This is a genomic window from Pseudomonas sp. BIOMIG1BAC (assembly GCF_001705995.2).
Lineage (GTDB): Bacteria > Pseudomonadota > Gammaproteobacteria > Pseudomonadales > Pseudomonadaceae > Aquipseudomonas > Aquipseudomonas sessilinigenes.
The window spans coordinates 1,437,082-1,454,828 of the sequence record NZ_CP049045.1; the positions used below are offsets into that span (position 1 = coordinate 1,437,082).

Here is a 17,747-nt window from a genome sequence, read left to right on the forward strand (position 1 = left end):
TTTTTTTGCGCAGCCTTCCAAGCTGTGCTTTTCGAGTCTTTATGCCTGCCATCGACCATCCCCTTATCGACCGTTTTCTCGACGCCTTGTGGCTGGAGAAGGGCCTTGCTGAAAACACCCGGGATGCCTATCGCAGTGATCTGGCGCTGTTCAACGGCTGGTTGCAGGAGCAGGGGGTGGAGTTGCCGCGCGCCGGTCGCGAACTGATCCTCGATCACCTGGCCTGGCGCGTCGAGCAGGCCTACAAGCCGCGCTCCACCGCCCGCTTCCTCTCTGGGGTACGCGGTTTCTATCGCTACCTGCTGCGCGAGAAACTGATCGACGTCGACCCGACCCTGCAGGTGGATATGCCGCAGCTGGGGCGCCCGCTGCCCAAGTCGCTGTCGGAAGCGGATGTCGAGGCCTTGCTGGCAGCGCCCGACCTGGGCGAAGCCATCGGCCAGCGCGATCGGGCCATGCTGGAAGTGCTCTACGCCTGTGGCCTGCGGGTTACCGAGCTGGTCAGCCTGACCCTGGAACAGGTCAATCTGCGCCAGGGCGTGCTGCGGGTCATGGGCAAGGGCAGCAAGGAGCGCCTGGTGCCCATGGGCGAGGAAGCCATTACCTGGGTGGAGCGTTATCTGCGTGGGGCTCGTTCCGAGCTGCTGGGTGGGCGTCCCAGCGACGTGCTGTTTCCCAGCCTGCGGGGCGAGCAGATGACCCGGCAGACCTTCTGGCACCGGATCAAGCACCAGGCCAAGGTCGCCGGCATCGGCAAGACCCTGTCGCCGCACACATTGCGTCATGCCTTTGCCACCCATCTGCTCAATCATGGTGCAGACCTGCGGGTGGTGCAGATGCTACTGGGCCATAGTGACCTGTCCACGACCCAGATCTATACCCATGTGGCCCGTGCACGCTTGCAGGACTTGCACGCCAAGCACCATCCACGGGGCTGATCGGGGCTTGCTTGCTTTGCATCGCCCGTAGTCGGTGCAGGCAAACAGATGTGGTAGGCTTTGCCGGTTCGCCAAACGGGCGCTGGCGAGTCGTTGCTGCAGCGACCGCTCCCATTGCCCATTTGCCCGCCTTCAGGAGTTCCCATGCGCTTGACCCAGATTTTTGCCGCCGCTTCCCTGGCGTTGCTCAGCACTTTCGCCATGGCCGATGACAGTGCCGAGAAAGCCATTCGCAAGAGCCTCGAGACCCTGCAGCTCGAGGTCCCGGTGGAGAGCATCACCGCCAGTCCTCTTTCCGGGCTGTATGAAGTCAAGCTCAAGGGCAGCCGGGTACTGTACGCCAGCGCCGACGGCCAGTTCGTGGTCCAGGGCTATCTGTTCCAGCTCAAGGACGGCAAGCCGGTCAACCTCACGGAAAAAACCGAGCGCCTGGGTATTTCCAAGTTGATCAATGGCATTCCAGTCGCTGAAACTGTGGTCTATCCGGCCGTTGGCGAGACCAAGACCCATATCACCGTATTCACCGACACCACCTGCCCGTACTGCCACAAGCTGCACGCCGAGATCCCGGCGTTGAACAAGCTGGGCGTCGAGGTGCGCTATGTCGCATTCCCGCGTCAGGGCCTGGGCTCGCCGGGCGACGAGCAGCTGCAGGCAGTATGGTGTTCGGCGGACAAGAAAGCCGCCATGGACAAGATGGTCGATGGCAAGGAAATCAAGGCCGCCAAGTGCGCCAACCCGGTTTCCAAGCAATTCGCCCTGGGCCAGTCGATCGGTGTCAATGGCACGCCAGCCATCGTCCTGGCCGACGGTCAGGTAATTCCGGGCTATCAGCCTGCACCGCAGATCGCCAAACTGGCACTGGGTGCGAAATAATCCTGCATCGTCACGCTAGCCTTTGACGATCATGGCCCGTCGGTTGCAGCCGGCGGGTCATTAATAGAGAGCCGCGCTGTTTGCGGCTGATTTCCACGGCCGGCCTAGAGTCGGCCGTTTTATGGGGAGTTCAGAGTGAATCCGGTCAAAGTAGGCATCTGTGGGCTGGGTACTGTCGGTGGCGGTACCCTAAACGTACTTCAGCGCAACGCCGAGGAGATTGCCCGTCGTGCCGGGCGTGGAATCGAAGTAGCGCAGATTGCTACCCGTACGCCAAAGCCTCAGTTCCAGACGACCGGTATTGCGATTACCAACGATGTCTTCGCCGTGGCCACCAACCCTGAGATCGATATCGTCATCGAGCTGGTGGGTGGCTACACCGTGGCTCGCGAGCTGGTGCTCAAGGCCATCGAGAACGGCAAGCATGTGGTCACCGCGAACAAGGCGCTGATCGCCGTGCACGGTAACGAAATCTTCGCCAAGGCCCAGGAGAAGGGCGTGATCGTCGCCTTCGAAGCCGCGGTGGCCGGTGGCATCCCGGTGATCAAGGCGATCCGCGAAGGCCTCTCGGCCAACCGCATCAACTGGCTGGCGGGAATCATCAACGGCACCGGCAACTTCATCCTTTCGGAGATGCGCGAAAAGGGCCGGACCTTCGAAGACGTGCTGGCCGAGGCCCAGGCCCTGGGTTATGCCGAGGCCGACCCGACCTTCGACGTGGAAGGTATCGACGCTGCCCACAAGCTGACGATCCTGGCCTCCATTGCCTTTGGTATCCCGTTGCAGTTCGACAAGGCCTACACCGAAGGCATCACCAAGCTGACCACGGCCGATGTGAACTACGCCGAGGCCCTGGGTTATCGCATCAAGCACCTGGGCGTGGCTCGTCGTACCGAATCCGGCATCGAGTTGCGGGTGCATCCGACCCTGATCCCTGCCGATCGCCTGATCGCCAACGTCAACGGCGTGATGAACGCGGTCATGGTCAATGGCGATGCCGCCGGTTCGACCCTGTTCTATGGTGCGGGCGCCGGCATGGAGCCCACCGCTTCCTCGGTGGTGGCCGACCTGGTGGACGTGGTCCGCGCCATGACCAGCGATTCGGAGAACCGCGTGCCGCACCTGGCCTTCCAGCCTGATTCGCTGTCCGACCATCCGATCCTGCCGATCGAGGCCAGCGAGAGCGCCTATTACCTGCGTATCCAGGCCAAGGATCATCCGGGCGTGCTGGCCCAGGTGGCGAGTATTCTTTCCGTACGCGGCATCAACATCGAGTCGATCATGCAGAAGGAAGTGGAAGAGCAGGATGGCCTGGTGCCGATGATCCTGCTGACCCACCGGGTCCTGGAGCGCCACATCAGCGATGCGATCACCGCGCTGGAGGCCCTGCAGGGCGTCGTCGGCCCAGTGGTGCGTATCCGCGTCGAACATCTCAATTAATGCAGCGGCAAGCTGCAAGTAGCCAGTGGCCAGTCAGAAGCGGATCTGCTTTGACTTGTCGCTTGTAGCTTGCAGCTTGCAGCTCAAACCGAAGGTTTGCTCTTATGCGTTACATCAGCACCCGCGGCCAGGCACCGGCCCTGAATTTCGAAGATGTACTGCTGGCCGGTCTGGCCAGCGATGGCGGTCTCTATGTGCCGGAGAACCTGCCGCGTTTCACCCAGGAAGAAATCGCCTCCTGGGCTGGCTTGCCGTATCACGAGCTGGCGTTCCGGGTCATGCGCCCATTCGTCAGCGGCAGCATCGCCGATGCCGACTTCAAGAAGATCCTCGAGGAAACCTACGGCGTCTTCGCCCATGGCTCGGTGGCACCGCTGCGCCAGCTCAATGGCAACGAATGGGTGATGGAGCTGTTCCACGGCCCGACCCTGGCGTTCAAGGACTTCGCCCTGCAACTGCTGGGTCGCCTGCTGGATCACGTCCTGGAGAAGCGCGGCGAGCGCGTGGTGATCATCGGCGCCACTTCCGGCGATACCGGCTCGGCGGCCATCGAAGGCTGCAAGCGTTGCGATAACGTCGACATCTTCATCCTGCACCCGCACAACCGGGTTTCGGAAGTGCAGCGTCGGCAGATGACCACCATCCTGGGCGAGAACATCCACAACATCGCCATCGAAGGCAACTTCGACGACTGCCAGGAGATGGTCAAGGCCAGCTTCGCCGACCAGGGCTTCCTCAAGGGCACTCGCCTGGTGGCGGTCAACTCCATCAACTGGGCGCGGATCATGGCCCAGATCGTCTACTACTTCCATGCGGCCCTGCAGCTGGGTGGCCCGGCGCGTTCCGTGGCGTTCTCGGTGCCCACCGGCAACTTCGGCGATATCTTCGCCGGTTACCTGGCGCGCAACATGGGCCTGCCGATCAGCCAACTGATCGTGGCGACCAACCGCAACGACATCCTGCACCGCTTCATGAGCGGCAACCAGTACGTCAAGGAAACCCTGCACGCAACCCTGTCGCCGTCCATGGACATCATGGTTTCGTCGAACTTCGAGCGCCTGCTGTTCGACCTGCACGGTCGCAATGGCGCAGCTATCGCTGGCTTGATGGATAACTTCAAGCAGGGCGGCGGCTTCAGCGTCGACCAGGACCGCTGGACCGAAGCGCGCAAGCTGTTCGACTCCCTGGCGGTGAATGACGAGCAAACCTGCCAGACCATCGCCGAAGTCTTCGCCCAGACTGGCGAGGTGCTGGACCCGCACACCGCCATTGGCGTGCGGGCGGCCCGCGAGTGCCGTCGCAGCCTCGATACACCGATGGTCACCCTCGGTACGGCGCATCCGGTCAAGTTCCCGGATGCGGTAGAGAAGGCCGGCGTCGGCAAGGCCCTGGAGCTGCCAGCGCACCTGGCTGACCTGTTCCAGCGTGAAGAGCGTTGCACGGTCCTGGCCAACGACCTCAAAGCAGTGCAGGCTTTTGTCAGCCAGCACGGCAATCGCGGCAAGCCACTCTGATCTACCGGTCTTGCCGATCACGAAGCCCGTCTCCTGACGGGCTTTGTTTTTTTGCGCACCTGTTGCCCAGCACAGGCAGGGAGCCCGGATGATGCCCCATCGAACCTCTCGCAGTCGCTTTGCGCTGTCCTGGCTGCTCGTCGGCCTGCTGGCCTGGGCCATGCTCCACGCCTTGCCGGCCAGCGCAGCGAAGAGCCTGCCCTTCAAGCTGGTGCCGGCTTTCATCGACCTCGAGCCGCTGGACCTGAAGCCTGCCGAGCGCCAATGGCTGGCGGCGCACCCGACCCTGCGGGTAGGCATCGCCATCGACGACTACCAGCCCATCGATATCACCCGCGACCGCAACCGTTACCAGGGCATCAGCGCCGATTACCTGGGGCTGGTGGGCGAACGACTGGGGGTGAGCATGGAGGTGCTGGGGTTTTCCGAGCGGGAACAGGCGGTCGAGGCCCTGCGCAACGGCACCATCGATATCCTCACCAGCGCCAACGGTTATGAGCGCGGTGTGCCGGGGCTGCGTTTCACCAGTGACTACATGCCGGACAAGGCCGTGGTGGTCGTGCGCCGTGACGAGCTGGAGCCCGATGACGACCTGGCCGGCAAGCGCTTGGTGCTGCTCGATGGCTATGCCAATGCCGCGCAGGTCCATGCGGCCTACCCGGACAGCCAGATCATGCTCTCGCCCAACCTCTACAGCGGCCTGGAAGCCCTGAACCAGGGCGATACCGATGTCTTTATCGGCAACGAGATCATCGTCCGCGCCTACAAGGCCCTGCGACCCTACCTGGCGGTGCAGATCCATGAACAAAGCCGCTTGCCGCCCACTGGCTTCGCCTTCGCTACCCGTGATGACAACCCACGCCTGGCGCAATTGCTGGAAGAGGCGCTGCAGAGCATCGACGAATCGCTGCGCCGGGAAATCCAGGCGCGCTGGACCACGGGCCTGGGCACCAACTCCGGCGAGCGCATCGAGCTGAGCGCCGAGGAGCAAGCCTGGATTCTCCAGCATCCCCATGTCCTGGTGGCGTCCCAGTCCTATCCGCCCCATGTGTTCAAGGACAAGGAAGGACGCTGGGTCGGCCTGAACATCGACCTGCTCAACCGGATCGCGCGCATGACCGGGCTGCATTTCGTCCACAAGCAGAGCGCGTCCACCGCCCAGACCCTGGAGTTGCTGGAAAGCGGTCAGGCGCAGATGAACACCACCCTGACCGACAGCGAGGACCGGCGGCTGTTCCTGAACTTCTCCCACGCCTTCGGTGGCGCCTCCTGGGTGTTCGTCGTTCGTCCCGAGGATCGTCGCCTGGGCAGCCTCAAGCAGATGGCGGGCGAGGTGTTGGCGCTGCCGGCCCGGCATACCCTGGAAAGCTATATCCGGCGCAACTATCCCGATATCCGCCTGCGCAGCGTGGCCAACTACGAGGAGGCCCGGGCCCTGGTCAAGAGCGGCGAAGCCCTGGCCACCATCCAGAACGAGATCCAGGTACAAGCGCTGGACCTGGCCTATGAAGGGTTGCGGGCAGGGCGCAGCGTCGAGGGGACCTGGTCCGCCGACGAGTTCGCCGTGCGCAAGGACCAGCCTGAATTGCTGAGCATCCTGAACAAGGCCCTGGAGGCCCTGCCAGTGGCCGAGCTCAGTGCCACGCGCCTGAAGTGGCTGGGCTCGACCCCGGTGCCGATGCCCGTCTGGCAACGGGTGCCGGATTGGGTCTACTGGGCCATCTGTACAGCGCTGCTGTTCGGTCTGCTGTCGCTGGCCTGGAGCAGCCGGCTCAAGCGCCAGATCCAGCAGCGGCTGGAGGCCGAGCAGCGCTTGAACGACCAGCTGGCCTTCAAGCGCGCGTTGCTCGATGGCATGCCCAACCCGGTTTTCGTCCGCGACCTGCAAGGGCGCCTGATCACTTGCAACAAGAGCTACGAACAGCAACTGGGCACTCGCCTGGAGCGGATCCAGGGGCGCCGGTTGATCGACCTGGACCTACTGCCGGCAGACACCGCCCGCCAGCTGCATGACGAACTCATGCAGCTGCTGGCCTCCGAGCAGTCGGTGTTCGCCGACCGGCAAGTGGAAACCCGCCACGGGCCGATCCACGCCTACCAATGGACGGTGCCGTTCTACAGCGCCGAAGGGCAGTTACAGGGGCTTTTGGGCGGTTGGATCGATATCACCGAGCGCAAGCGCCTGGAGAACCAGCTGGTCCAGGCGCGCCAGGCCGCCGACCAGGCCAATGCGGCCAAGAGCGCCTTTCTCTCCACCATGAGCCATGAAATCCGCACGCCGATGACTGCGATCATCGGCCTGCTGGAGCTGGAGAAGGAACAGGCCAGGGTGCGCGGCGCGCCGTTCTCCGAAGCCCTGCGGGTGGCGTACCAGTCCGCCCAGGAGCTGATCAGCCTGATGGGCGACAGCCTCGACCTGGCCAAGATCGAGGCCGGCTACATGCAACTGGCGCCACAAGCCACGGCCCTCAAGCCGTTCTTCGAGAGCATTCGCCAGCTGTTCGACGCCACTGCGCGCAGCCGCGGTGTGCAGTTGCAACTGGTGTTCGACGAACAGGCCAGGGGTCGCTACCTGTTCGATCCGCTGCGCCTGCGCCAGGTCTTGCACAACCTGTTGAGCAATGCCCTGAAGTTCACCAGCGAAGGCCAGGTGCGCATCCAGGTCGAGCGCCTGGAGGTGGACTGTGCTCTTGCCAGCCTGCGTATCAGCGTCGCGGATACCGGGCCGGGGATCAGTCCCGAGCAGCAGGAGAAGCTGTTCACGCCCTTCGTCCAGGCCGATACCACGACTTCCCAGGCCCATGGCGGCACCGGCCTGGGGCTGAGTATCTGCCGCCAGTTGGTCGAGCTGATGGGTGGGCGCATCGAGCTGCACAGCGCCCCGGGTGCCGGGACAGTAGTGACCATCGAACTGGCGCTGGAACAGCTGGACGAGGACTCCACAGCCTCGGCCACGGCGGCCGAGCGCCCGCCTAGTCGCAGCATCGAAGTGCTGGTGGTGGATGACCTGAGCGCCAACCGCATGGTCCTCAGCCAGCAGCTGATGTTCCTCGGACATCGGGTGGTAGCCTGCGACAACGCCCGGGAAGCGCTGGAGCTCTGGCAGGACGGCGGGTTCGACTTGGTGATGACCGACTGCCAGATGCCGGGCATGAGCGGTTATGCCCTGGTCGAGGCGATCCGGCGGTTCGAGGCGCAGCAGGGGCGCGACGCTTGTCCGGTGATCGGTTGCACGGCCAATGCCTTCGAGGATGAGCATGAGCGTTGCGAGCGGGCGGGCATGGACCTGCTGCTGGTCAAGCCGGTGACCCTGGATCAGCTGGCGCAGACGCTGGCGCGGTTCCTGCCGCCGCCCTCCTTCGATATCCAGACCCTGCGAGCGATGACCCAGGCCGACGAGCAGATACTGCAGCGCATGCTGCAGGAGTTGCAGCGCAACCTGGCCCAGGAGCGCCAGGCCCTGGAGGTGGCCATGCAAGATCGCCATCCAGGGCGCCTGGGCGCCACCTTGCACCGGCTCAAGGGCGTCTGTTGCCTGATCGATGCCTTGCCACTGGCCAAGGCCTGCATCGAGGCGGAGGCGCGGATCAAGGCCGGGGAAGGGATCGAGGAGCGGTGGCCGGCGTTACGGGAGGCCATCGATAATTTGCATGGTGATATCCAGGCAGCCTTGGACGTTTAGGACTTGTCCTATGTGTGATTAAGGTTTGCCTGGTTACCGTGTCGACCCCTTAGTGGACTGTTCCCGCTTGTGTCGTACCGGAGGTTGCCCCATGCATTCGCTTAAAGTGCTGATTCTCGAAGACAACTCGTTCCAGCTGATGGCCCTGCACCAGATGCTCAACGCCAATGGCGTGTACAACGTGCTGGCCGCCGAGAACCTGGAGTCCGCACGGCGTTCGCTGGTGAGCAAGGGGCCGGTGGATATCGCCATCTGCGATCTCTACCTGGAAGAGGCCGATGGCCTGGAGTTGATCCGCGAACTGGCCCGGGAGCGGCAGGCCGAGGCCCTGATCATCCTCAGCGACGCCGAACCGGATGTGCTCGAAGGCGCCGCGGGCATGGCCCGGGAACTGGGGCTGAAAATCCTCGCCTGCCTGCCCAAGCCAGCGTCGGTGGCGGTGATCGGCGAGCTGCTCACGACCTATCAGCAGTTCTCTCGCCAGGGGCCGGCACTCAACCAGGCCTTGCTCCGGGACTTGCTGGCCCTGGATCTGTTCGCCCCAGAGGATGTCTCCCCAGAAGAAGGCGTAGCGGCGATCCTGGGCCACGGGGTGGCGCACTTTCAGCCAGTCATCCAGCGGTGTGGCGGGTTGCATGGCGTCGAAGCGCTGGCGCGCTGGGAGCATCCGGAGCGCGGGCTGTTGATGCCGGCCGAGTTCCTGTCGTTGATCGAGTTCGCCGGCCTGCAGGAAGTGTTCACCTGGCACATGCTGGAGCAGGCGCTGGAGCTGGCGGCGGGAGTGAGGCTGGTGATGGGCCATGCGCTGCCGGTGGCGGTGAACATTCCGGTGGGCATCCTCGAGCGACCGCTGTTCCCGCGTCAATTGGAGGTCTTGCTGCGGCGCTTCGAGATTCCTGCGCGGCTGTTGACCCTGGAGATCGTCGATACCACCCGCCTGCAGACCGATACCGCTCATGTGGAGGCCTTGCTGCGCCTGCGGATGATCGGCTGCAAGTTGTCCATCGGTGATTTCGGCGTTGGCGGTACCAGTTTGCAACGCCTTTTGGAGTTGCCTTTCACCGAGCTGAAGATCCCTCCGGCATTCGTCGCCGGCATGGCCATGGATGAGCGCAAACAAGCGCTGGTCGGTAGTGCAGTGGGCATGGCCCGGCGCATCGCCTTGGGCGTGGTGGTGGCGGGGATCGAGACCGAAGCCGAGTACCAGGTGGCCAAGACCATGGGCGCGGCCCATCTGCAAGGGTGCTTCATGGCGCCGCCGATGAGCGCCGCGGACATGCGCCAATGGCTGGCGCAAACCCTGGGGCGCGAGTCCGCGCAATCGGCGGTGCGGGCCGCCGGGATGTGTGCCTAGGCCAGCCCGTGTTCCTGGACGTAGATATACAAAGCCGCCTCGCTGGAAAGGCCCAGCTTGCGCATGGCACTGACCTTCTGAGCGCTGACGGTTTGTTTGCTGCGGTTGAGCTGGGCGGCGATCTCGCCCACCGCATGGCCGGCGGCGAGCAAGCGGATCACCTCCAGTTCCCTGGGCGATAGCTGTTCCTTGGAGGCCAGGCGGTCGGGCCCCACTTCACCGGCCAGGCTCAGGGCCCGCTGGATGGCCTGGGCTACGTAGGGCTTGTGCTGGCGTGCATGGGCAATGGCGCTGGGCAGCTCCTGGGCCAGGCTGGCCTTGCTCAGCAGGCCCATGACACCAAGGTCGAGGATCGAGCGGAACAGCCCGGCGTGGTTGAGCATGGTCACCACTACGATGGGCATTCCGGGATGATGCCGGCGTAGCTGCTCGAGCAGGCGCAGGCCATCGTTCTGCTGCTCCTCGGGCATCATGAAATCGGTCACCAGCACATCGCATGGCGTGTCCTGCACCAACTGAAAAAGAGCGGATGGTGAGCTGGCTTCACCGACGATGACCAGGCTGTCGTCCTGTTCCAGCACGGCGCGCAGGCCGATCAGGAAGATCGGGTGGTCGTCGGCGAGGATGATGCGCAATTTGTTGTTCGGCGTTGCTTTCAAGGCTGGGCTCCAATGCAAAGGCAGCGTGGGCGGCCGTTTTCTGCCTGTCATATTACCCGTGCATGCTCGATTGACTCAGATCGGTAGCTGTAGGTGTGACGAACTTTCCTCTCTGAGCAACGGTCACTTGAATGTCAGAAAGCTACCGACATTTTTGTTTTCGAACCTTAATTCGAGCTATTGAGTGGTGATCTAGATGGAAAGTATCAGTCTTTTGTTGAGCGAGGCACTGAGTCCGTACCAGGTAGCCCTGACCCCCTGCGGAGCCCATGGCGAGTGCCTGGTGAGCTTGAGCGATACCTCGGGAACCCTGGTGGTGGAGCGGGAAGTCAACCAGGCCCAGCTGACCGACAAGCGTTTGCTGACCGATGTCGTAGACGGCCTGCATCGGGATGTACTGATTGCCGAAGGCCGGCTGGAGCCCTGCGTGATCGCTGCATTGCGCCATGCCGCCGAAGGCAAGGCATTCGAACATCGCACATGAACGGATTTTCACGGAACCTTCCGTCAATCCCGTTAGTCAGAGTCATTGCCATCAGGAACAGGCATTTTGCTCCGATGCTTGCCAACCTGTTGGTACGGGTCGTATAGACCACGTTTAACCCCGAGTCGCTTCCCCACTTCTCGGGGTTTCTTTTGCCCGGCGTTTAATCAGCGGCCCTCGTGGCTCTGGAAAAACGCCCGGGCGTCGGCGCGGTACTCATCGCGAAGTCCCGGCTCCAGCCAGGCGGCATACCGCTCCACCAGGAAGTCTTCGCGCAGCTTGAGCAGGGCCTGGTCGATCCGAGTGATGGCTTGTTGGCCCTGGGGGGTATTGGAGCAGCCGATGTGCAACTCCTGGTACTTGTCGGTTCCCTGGATCGGATAGAAAAGCAGGTCCTGCGGGTCGATGCCTTGCTGCGTGGCCTGGTAGCGGATTTCCGGCCAATAGCCCAGTAGCCATTGCAGGCGTCCCAGGCGCTGCATCTGCAGCAGGCTGCCCAGGGCATCGTTGCCGTAGTGGGCGCGAATACTGCTTTCGGGGACCTGTTGCAGCAGCTTGTCGAGTTGCTGGCCGTAGCTGCGTTCGGCGACCACTCCAAGCGGGCTCTTGCCACTGGCGAGCAGGGCCGGCAGGTCGACCTTGCCGTCCTGGATGAACTGCGCCAGTGACGCGCGATCGGCGCGGCGGACCGCCAGGCCGTTGCTCAGGACTCGAACGCTGGTGATGGAGTAGGTCACCCATTGCGCCCGCTCCTTGCTCCAGAGCAGCGATGGGTCGCACGTGAAACTGGGTTCACGGAGCATCTGCAGGCCCCGTGCACGGTTGACCCTTACCAGTTCGTGCTGGTACTCCGGCAGTTCGGCCATCAGCCGTGGCATGAGCAGGTCGACCACGCCCTGGCCTTTTTGCTCGCCTTCGAAAATGCTCAGCGGTGGCAGGTCTCGCAGCAGCCAGGTCAGCATCTCTGCGTGGCCCGGAGGGCTGGGCAGCCAGAGCAGCAGTAGCGCCAATGGCATCGCCCGCCAGCGGCCGCTTCTGGTGCGCTGGCGGTCCAGTTCAGATCGCTCCGCTGCTGCGCAAGTCGCGGATCTGTTCGGCGCTGTAGCCCAGGCCCGTCAGAACTTCGCTTGAATGTTCGCCCAGTTGCGGCCCGACCCACTCGGTGCTGCCCGGGGTTTGCGAGAGCTTGGGCACGATCCCCGGCATCTTGAAGGGCTTGCCGTCCGGCAACTTGGCCTGGAGGAACATTTCCCGGGCCAGGAACTGCGGGTCGTGGAACATATCTTCGGCGCTGAAAATGCGGCTGGCTGGTACTTCGGCCTGGTTCAGGCGCTCCAGCACCTGCTCCAGGGGCAGGGAGGCCACCCAGCGATCGATCACGCCGTAGAGTTCGTCGCGACGGTTGTCGCGCCCGTCATTGCTGGCCAGGGTCGGGTCGTTGGCCAGGTCCTCGCGGCCGATGATCAACATGAAGCGCTTGAAGATCGCGTCGCCATTGGCACCGATCTGTACATGGCGGCCGTCGGCGCTGGTGTGGATGGAGGAGGGGGTGATGCCGGGCATGATGTTGCCGGTACGCTCGCGGATGAAACCGAACACATCGAACTCCGGAACCATGCTTTCCATCATGGCGAAGATCGCTTCGTACAGCGCCACGTCCACCACCTGCCCGAGGCCGCCGTTGACTTCGCGATGACGCAGGGCCATCAGGGCGCCGATCACGCCCCACAGGGCGGCGATGGAGTCGCCGATGGAAATCCCGGTGCGCACTGGCGGACGATCCTCGAAGCCGGTGATATAGCGCAGCCCGCCCATGGACTCGCCTACGGCACCGAAGCCGGGCTGGTCCTTCATCGGCCCGGTCTGGCCGAAGCCTGACAGGCGCACCATCACCAGCTTGGGGTTCAGGGCGTGCAGCACGTCCCAGCCCAGGCCGAGCTTCTCCAGCACACCGGGGCGGAAGTTCTCGATCAGGATGTCCGCCTCGCCCAGCAGTTGCTTGAGGATCGCCTGGCCGTCGGGGTGCTTGAGGTTGAGGGTCAAGGACTTCTTGTTGCGCGCCTGCACGAACCACCACAGCGAAGTGCCTTCATAGAGCTTGCGCCATTTACGCAGCGGATCGCCGCCGTCCGGGGACTCCACCTTGATCACCTCGGCGCCGAACTCGGCACAGATGCGCGAGGCGAAAGGGCCGGCGATCAAGGTGCCGAGTTCGATCACTTTCAATCCGGCGAGGGGCTTGCTGAGACTGTTCATGAGGCGTCCGCTGGGCTGGAAAATCCGCCTAGCCTAGACCATTGGTCGGCATTAAGGCAGCGGTCAGGCTGCTGCCTGGAGGTATTTTTTCGGCACGGGTGTGCCAATGATTGTGCTTCTCATCCGCTGGGCGAGCGGGTCTAATGACGCGCTTGAATGAAATGTCACGCCTGGACGATCTGTGCCTGTCAGGGTTTTTGAGGGCGTGGGGTGATGTTTCATTCTGAATGATTTTGTTACAAATACCCTTCATATAAATTACATGTGATGAATTGCGAATATTACATGTGATGTTTTAGTCTGTGCGCCATGGAAAACAAATCCTCAGCCCATTACCAACGTTTATTCCGCCAGCGCCTGCGTGACCAGGGCCTGGTGAAAAAGGAAGTCTGGATACTGCCGGAGAACGCCAAGGCGTTGCTGGCGGTTGAACGCCAACTGCGCCAGCCCTGCGAGGGGCTGGTTTCTGTGGAAAAGGATGGAGAAATGAGCATGCCGCAGATCTGGAATGCCCGATCGCTGTGCCAGGCCCTGGCGGCCACCGAGTTGTTCACTGGCGGTGAAGCCAGCGTCGAGTTGCTCGAAGGCGCCGAGCCGAGCTTGCACGTGACCATGCGCGAGTACGGCGACCTGCCGTTGTTCGTCGCCGTGTCCGGCGAGCAGATCCTGGTGGAAGCACTGCTCTGGCCGCAGAGCGAAGTCACCGACGTAGCCGCGTTCAACGAGGAAGTGCTGCTCAGTCGCCAACTCTTCCCGTTGTCGAGCATTGGCCTGGAGACAGGCCCTGGAGGCGAGCGTTTCTACATGATGTTCGGCGCCCTGAGCGCCACCTCGATCCTCTCCAATGTGCTCTACGAGATCGAAACCCTGGCCGGCAACGTGATCAGGGCCACCGAGGCCTATGAAGGCTACCTGAAGGCTCAGGCCTGACCTGGAGGAATGCACATGAACGTATGGAGCAAGCTGCTCACTGCCCTGCGCGGTGGCGCCAACGAGGCGGGCGAAGCCCTGGTGGACAGCCAGGCACTGCGGATTCTCGATCAGGAAATCCGCGACGCCGACCAGGAACTGCGCAAGTCCAAGGAGGCCCTGGCCGAGATCATGGCCCGGCAGAAACTCGCCGCCGAGCGCGCCGACGCCACCGCGTCCAAGGTCGCCGAATACGAGAGCTATGCGCTCAAGGCCCTGGAAGCAGGCAATGAAAGCCTGGCCCAGGAAGTGGCGCAGAAGATCGCCAACCTGGAAAACGACCTGGTGGTGGAGCGCGAGCAGGCCGACGGTTTCGCCGCCAGCGTCGCCCAGTTGCGCAAGGCCGTGACCCAGGCCGAAGGCAACATTAAGCATTTGAAACAACAGGTCGATACCGTAAAGGCTACCGAAAGCGTGCAGAAGGCCCAGCAGGCCGTAGCCCAGCGCTATGGCGGCTCGCAGAGCAAGCTGCACACCGCGGTGGAGTCGCTGGAGCGGATCAAGCAGAAGCAGGCCGAGCGCGCGGCGAAAATGGAAGCCGCGGCCGAACTGGCCAGCACTGGCAACCCGGACGATGCCCTGGATGCCAAGCTGCGCGAAGCCGGAATCGTCGCCGGCAGCACCAGTGCCGACAACGTGCTGGCGCGTTTGAAGGACCGTAGCAAGTCCTGATTCATCGTTGTGTGTCAGGGGCGGGGCCGATGGGCCTTGCCCGGCTTTTTCAGGGATAGGAAAGCAATGGAAATCTTCCTGCGGACAGTCTTGTCGTTCCCCACGGTGCTGTTCAGCTTCATGCTCTGCCTGGCAGTGATCTACTGGGCCGTGGTCGCCATGGGGTTGCTCGAGGTGGACCTCCTGGATTTCGAGGCCGACTCGCTGCTCGACGGCGCCCACACCACCGAAGGCCTGGCCGGGCTGCTGATCAAGTTCAAGCTCAACGGCGTACCGGTCACCCTGGTGCTGACCCTGCTGATGTTCTTCAGCTGGTTCCTGACGTATTTCACCGAACTCTACATTTTCAGCCAGTTGCCCCTGGGTTGGCTGCGCTATCCCCTGGGCCTGCTGCTGGCGGTGCTCGCACTGTTCCTGGCGGCGCCCGTCAGTGCGGCGATCTGTGCTCCGTTGCGCCCGCTGTTTCACAAGATGGAAGCCACCAGCAGCAAGTCGGTGCTGGGGCAGACTGCCGTAGTGCGCAGTGGCCGAGTCACCCTGGAGCATGGCGAAGCCGTGCTCGAGGATGGTGGCGCGGGGCTGATCCTGCGGGTGCGTGCCGATGAGGCGCGGGCATTCAAACGCGGCGACCGAGTCGTGTTGCTGGAGTATCTGGAGGCGCAACACGCCTATCGGGTCATTACCGAGGACGAGTTTCGCGGCCTCTGAGCCCGGACTCCCTCAGAATCAAAGGAGATTGATTGCATGAACTTACCGTCGCTGCTGCCCATCCTGCTCGGGCTCGGCCTTGTCGTCCTGGTGGTCTTCGGCCTGCTGGCCCTGTTCAAGGCCTTCTACATCAAGGTCCCCCAGGGCACAGCCCTGATCGTCAACGACATGTCTTCCACGCCCAAGGTGCATTTCACCGGTGCCCTGGTGTATCCGGTGATCCACCTCAAGGAATTCATGCGTATCTCGCTGATCACCCTGGAGGTCGATCGTCGGGCCAAGGACGGGCTGATCTGCCGCGACAACATGCGTGCCGACATCACCGTGGCCTTCTACCTGCGGGTCAACGAAACCCAGGAAGACGTGCTCAAGGTGGCCAAGGCCATCGGCGTCGACCGTGCCTCCGATCGTGCGGCGGTCAATGAGCTGTTCAACGCCAAGTTCTCCGAAGCCCTGAAGACCGTGGGCAAGCAGTTCGACTTCGTCCAGCTGTTCGAGAACCGCCAGGACTTCCGCGATCGGATCATCGAGATCATTGGCAACGACCTTAACGGTTATGTGCTCGAAGACGTGGCCATCGACTACCTGGAGCAAACCGCCAAGCATTCCCTGGACCCGAGCAACATCCTCGACGCCGAGGGTATCCGCAAGATCACCGAGCTGACCGCGACCCAGAACGTCATCACCAACGAGCTGGAGCGCAACCAGGAGCTGGCGATCCAGAAGAAGAACGTCGAGACCCGCGAGGCATCCCTGGCCCTGGAACGCCAGCAGGCCGATGCCGAGGCCCGGCAGAAGCGCGAGATCGAGACCATTCGTGCCCGCGAGGAAGCCGAGACCGCCAAGGTCAAGGAAGAAGAGCGGCTGAAGGCCGAGCAGGCGCGGATCCAGTCCCAGCAGGAAATCGACGTGCGCACCGAGAACCACCAGCGCGAAGTCGAAGTGGCCCAGCAGAACCGCCAGCGTGCCGTGGTCATCGAGGTGGAGAAAGTCACCCGCGCCAAGGACCTGGAAGTGGTGGCCCGCGAGCGCGAAGTGGAGTTGCAGCGCATCGAGAAGGAAAAGGCCCTGGAAGAACAGCGCAAGAACATCGCCACGGTGATCCGCGAGCGCGTGGCGGTCGAGAAGACCGTGGCCCAGGAAGAAGAGCGGATCAAGGAAGTGCGCGATGTGTCCGAAGCCGAGCGCGCCAAGCAGGTGGTGGTGATCCAGGCCCAGGCCGAAGCCGAGCAGGACCTGGTGCGCCAGGTCAAGCAGGCCGAAGCTGACGAAACCCGTTCCAAGCACAAGGCCGTGGAAATCAACAACCTGGCCCAGGCCGAGCTGGAAGCCGCGGCCAAGCAGGCCGAGGCCAAGAAGCGCCTGGCCGAAGGCCTGGAAGCCGAGCGCGCAGCGCCTGGCCTGGCCGATGCGCGGGTGCTGGAAGTCTCCGCTGCAGCCCAGGAGAAAGAAGGCCTGGCCCTGGCCCGGGTACGTGCCGAGCAGTTGATCGCCGAGGCCCGTGGCGACCAGGAAAAAGGCTTGGCCGACGCTCGGGTGCTGGAAGCCCAGGCTGCTGCCAAGGAAAAAGACGGCCTGGCCGACGCCAAGGTCCTGGAAGAGAAACTCGGTGCCCAGGCACGCGGTGAGGAACAGCTGGGCGCGGCCAAGGCCAAGGCCACCAAGGACCTGGGTTCGGCCGAAGCCGAAGTGCTGCTGCAGCGCCTGAACGCCGAGGCCGAAGGCCTGGGCAAGAAGTTCGGTGCCCTGGATGCCCTCAGCGACAGCGCTCGCCAGCACGAAGAGTTCCGCATGCAACTGGAGAAGAACTTCGAGGAAGCGATGGCCGCCATCGCCGCCAACAAGGACATCGCCAAGGAGCAGGCCGAAGTGCTGTCCGCCGCCCTCAGCAAGGCCAAGATCGAGATCGTCGGAGGCGAGGGCGACTTCTTCAACTCCTTCGCCAAGTCGCTGTCGGTGGGCAAGGCCATCGAGGGCGTGGTGGGCAAGAGCCCGGTGGTCCAGGACGTCCTGGCACGCCTGCTCAACGGCAAGACCGCACCGGCCGTAGCCGCCGAGCTGGCTGCCGCCGCCGCGCGCAAGGTCGAGGCACCCTCTGCCGAAGCCTGAAATACCTGAACTCACCTGCTGATGCACCGGTAGCCGCTGTCTTGGGCAGCGGCTACCGGGTGGGCTCCAGGGGTTGAGTCCGGGTA

At 63.2% G+C, this 17,747-nt stretch carries 14 protein-coding genes; 11 read left to right on the forward strand and 3 right to left on the reverse strand.

What is annotated here, in order from left to right; translation table 11 throughout:
• Positions 1 to 41 precede the first annotated feature (41 nt).
• The 6 genes from xerD to ATY02_RS06595 all read left to right on the forward strand — a co-directional run bounded on the left by xerD (position 42) and on the right by ATY02_RS06595 (position 9,804).
• Positions 42 to 938, forward strand: a complete 897-nt coding sequence (gene xerD / locus ATY02_RS06570) for a site-specific tyrosine recombinase XerD (RefSeq protein WP_068583594.1) — start codon at positions 42 to 44, stop codon at positions 936 to 938.
• A gap of 144 nt (positions 939 to 1,082) precedes the next feature.
• Complete coding sequence (locus tag ATY02_RS06575) at positions 1,083 to 1,814, forward strand: thioredoxin fold domain-containing protein (protein ID WP_068583598.1); 732 nt, start codon at positions 1,083 to 1,085, stop codon at positions 1,812 to 1,814.
• Positions 1,815 to 1,949: 135 nt separating this feature from the next.
• A complete protein-coding gene (locus tag ATY02_RS06580; protein ID WP_068583601.1) occupies positions 1,950 to 3,254 on the forward strand; it encodes a homoserine dehydrogenase in 1,305 nt (434 codons plus the stop codon).
• A gap of 104 nt (positions 3,255 to 3,358) precedes the next feature.
• Complete coding sequence (gene thrC, locus ATY02_RS06585) at positions 3,359 to 4,768, forward strand: threonine synthase (protein ID WP_068583604.1); 1,410 nt, start codon at positions 3,359 to 3,361, stop codon at positions 4,766 to 4,768.
• A gap of 88 nt (positions 4,769 to 4,856) precedes the next feature.
• Complete coding sequence (locus tag ATY02_RS06590) at positions 4,857 to 8,450, forward strand: ATP-binding protein (RefSeq protein ID WP_068583607.1); 3,594 nt, start codon at positions 4,857 to 4,859, stop codon at positions 8,448 to 8,450.
• Positions 8,451 to 8,541: 91 nt separating this feature from the next.
• Complete coding sequence (locus ATY02_RS06595) at positions 8,542 to 9,804, forward strand: EAL domain-containing protein (protein WP_068583609.1); 1,263 nt, start codon at positions 8,542 to 8,544, stop codon at positions 9,802 to 9,804.
• Here the strand turns inward: ATY02_RS06595 and ATY02_RS06600 are convergent.
• Positions 9,801 to 10,463: a response regulator transcription factor gene (locus ATY02_RS06600; protein WP_068583611.1), complete on the reverse strand. Its 663-nt coding sequence runs from the start codon at positions 10,461 to 10,463 to the stop codon at positions 9,801 to 9,803. The two genes, ATY02_RS06595 and ATY02_RS06600, sit on opposite strands and share 4 nt — an antisense overlap.
• Positions 10,464 to 10,659: 196 nt before the next feature.
• Between ATY02_RS06600 and ATY02_RS06605 the strand changes: the two genes are divergently transcribed.
• Positions 10,660 to 10,947, forward strand: a complete 288-nt coding sequence (locus ATY02_RS06605; RefSeq protein ID WP_068583615.1) for a DUF3509 domain-containing protein — start codon at positions 10,660 to 10,662, stop codon at positions 10,945 to 10,947.
• A gap of 167 nt (positions 10,948 to 11,114) precedes the next feature.
• Here the strand turns inward: ATY02_RS06605 and ATY02_RS06610 are convergent, their stop codons facing one another.
• Complete coding sequence (locus tag ATY02_RS06610) at positions 11,115 to 11,963, reverse strand: TIGR02285 family protein (protein WP_068583618.1); 849 nt, start codon at positions 11,961 to 11,963, stop codon at positions 11,115 to 11,117.
• A gap of 40 nt (positions 11,964 to 12,003) precedes the next feature.
• Entirely contained in the window at positions 12,004 to 13,203 is a 1,200-nt protein-coding gene (locus ATY02_RS06615) for a CaiB/BaiF CoA transferase family protein (protein WP_068583622.1), read from the reverse strand.
• Between the two features lie 309 nt (positions 13,204 to 13,512).
• On the opposite strand from ATY02_RS06615, the gene ATY02_RS06620 reads away from it, so the two are divergent.
• The 4 genes from ATY02_RS06620 to ATY02_RS06635 all read left to right on the forward strand — a co-directional run bounded on the left by ATY02_RS06620 (position 13,513) and on the right by ATY02_RS06635 (position 17,661).
• Positions 13,513 to 14,133 carry a YjfI family protein gene (locus ATY02_RS06620; protein WP_068583624.1) on the forward strand — a complete coding sequence of 207 codons (621 nt, stop codon included), beginning with the start codon at positions 13,513 to 13,515 and terminating at the stop codon, positions 14,131 to 14,133.
• Positions 14,134 to 14,148: 15 nt separating this feature from the next.
• Positions 14,149 to 14,844: a PspA/IM30 family protein gene (locus ATY02_RS06625; protein ID WP_068583625.1), complete on the forward strand. Its 696-nt coding sequence runs from the start codon at positions 14,149 to 14,151 to the stop codon at positions 14,842 to 14,844.
• Positions 14,845 to 14,910: 66 nt separating this feature from the next.
• A complete protein-coding gene (locus tag ATY02_RS06630) occupies positions 14,911 to 15,552 on the forward strand; it encodes an OB-fold-containig protein (RefSeq protein ID WP_068583628.1) in 642 nt (213 codons plus the stop codon).
• A 36-nt stretch (positions 15,553 to 15,588) separates the two neighbouring features.
• Positions 15,589 to 17,661, forward strand: a complete 2,073-nt coding sequence (locus ATY02_RS06635) for a flotillin family protein (RefSeq protein WP_068583632.1) — start codon at positions 15,589 to 15,591, stop codon at positions 17,659 to 17,661.
• Positions 17,662 to 17,747: the final 86 nt, after the last annotated feature.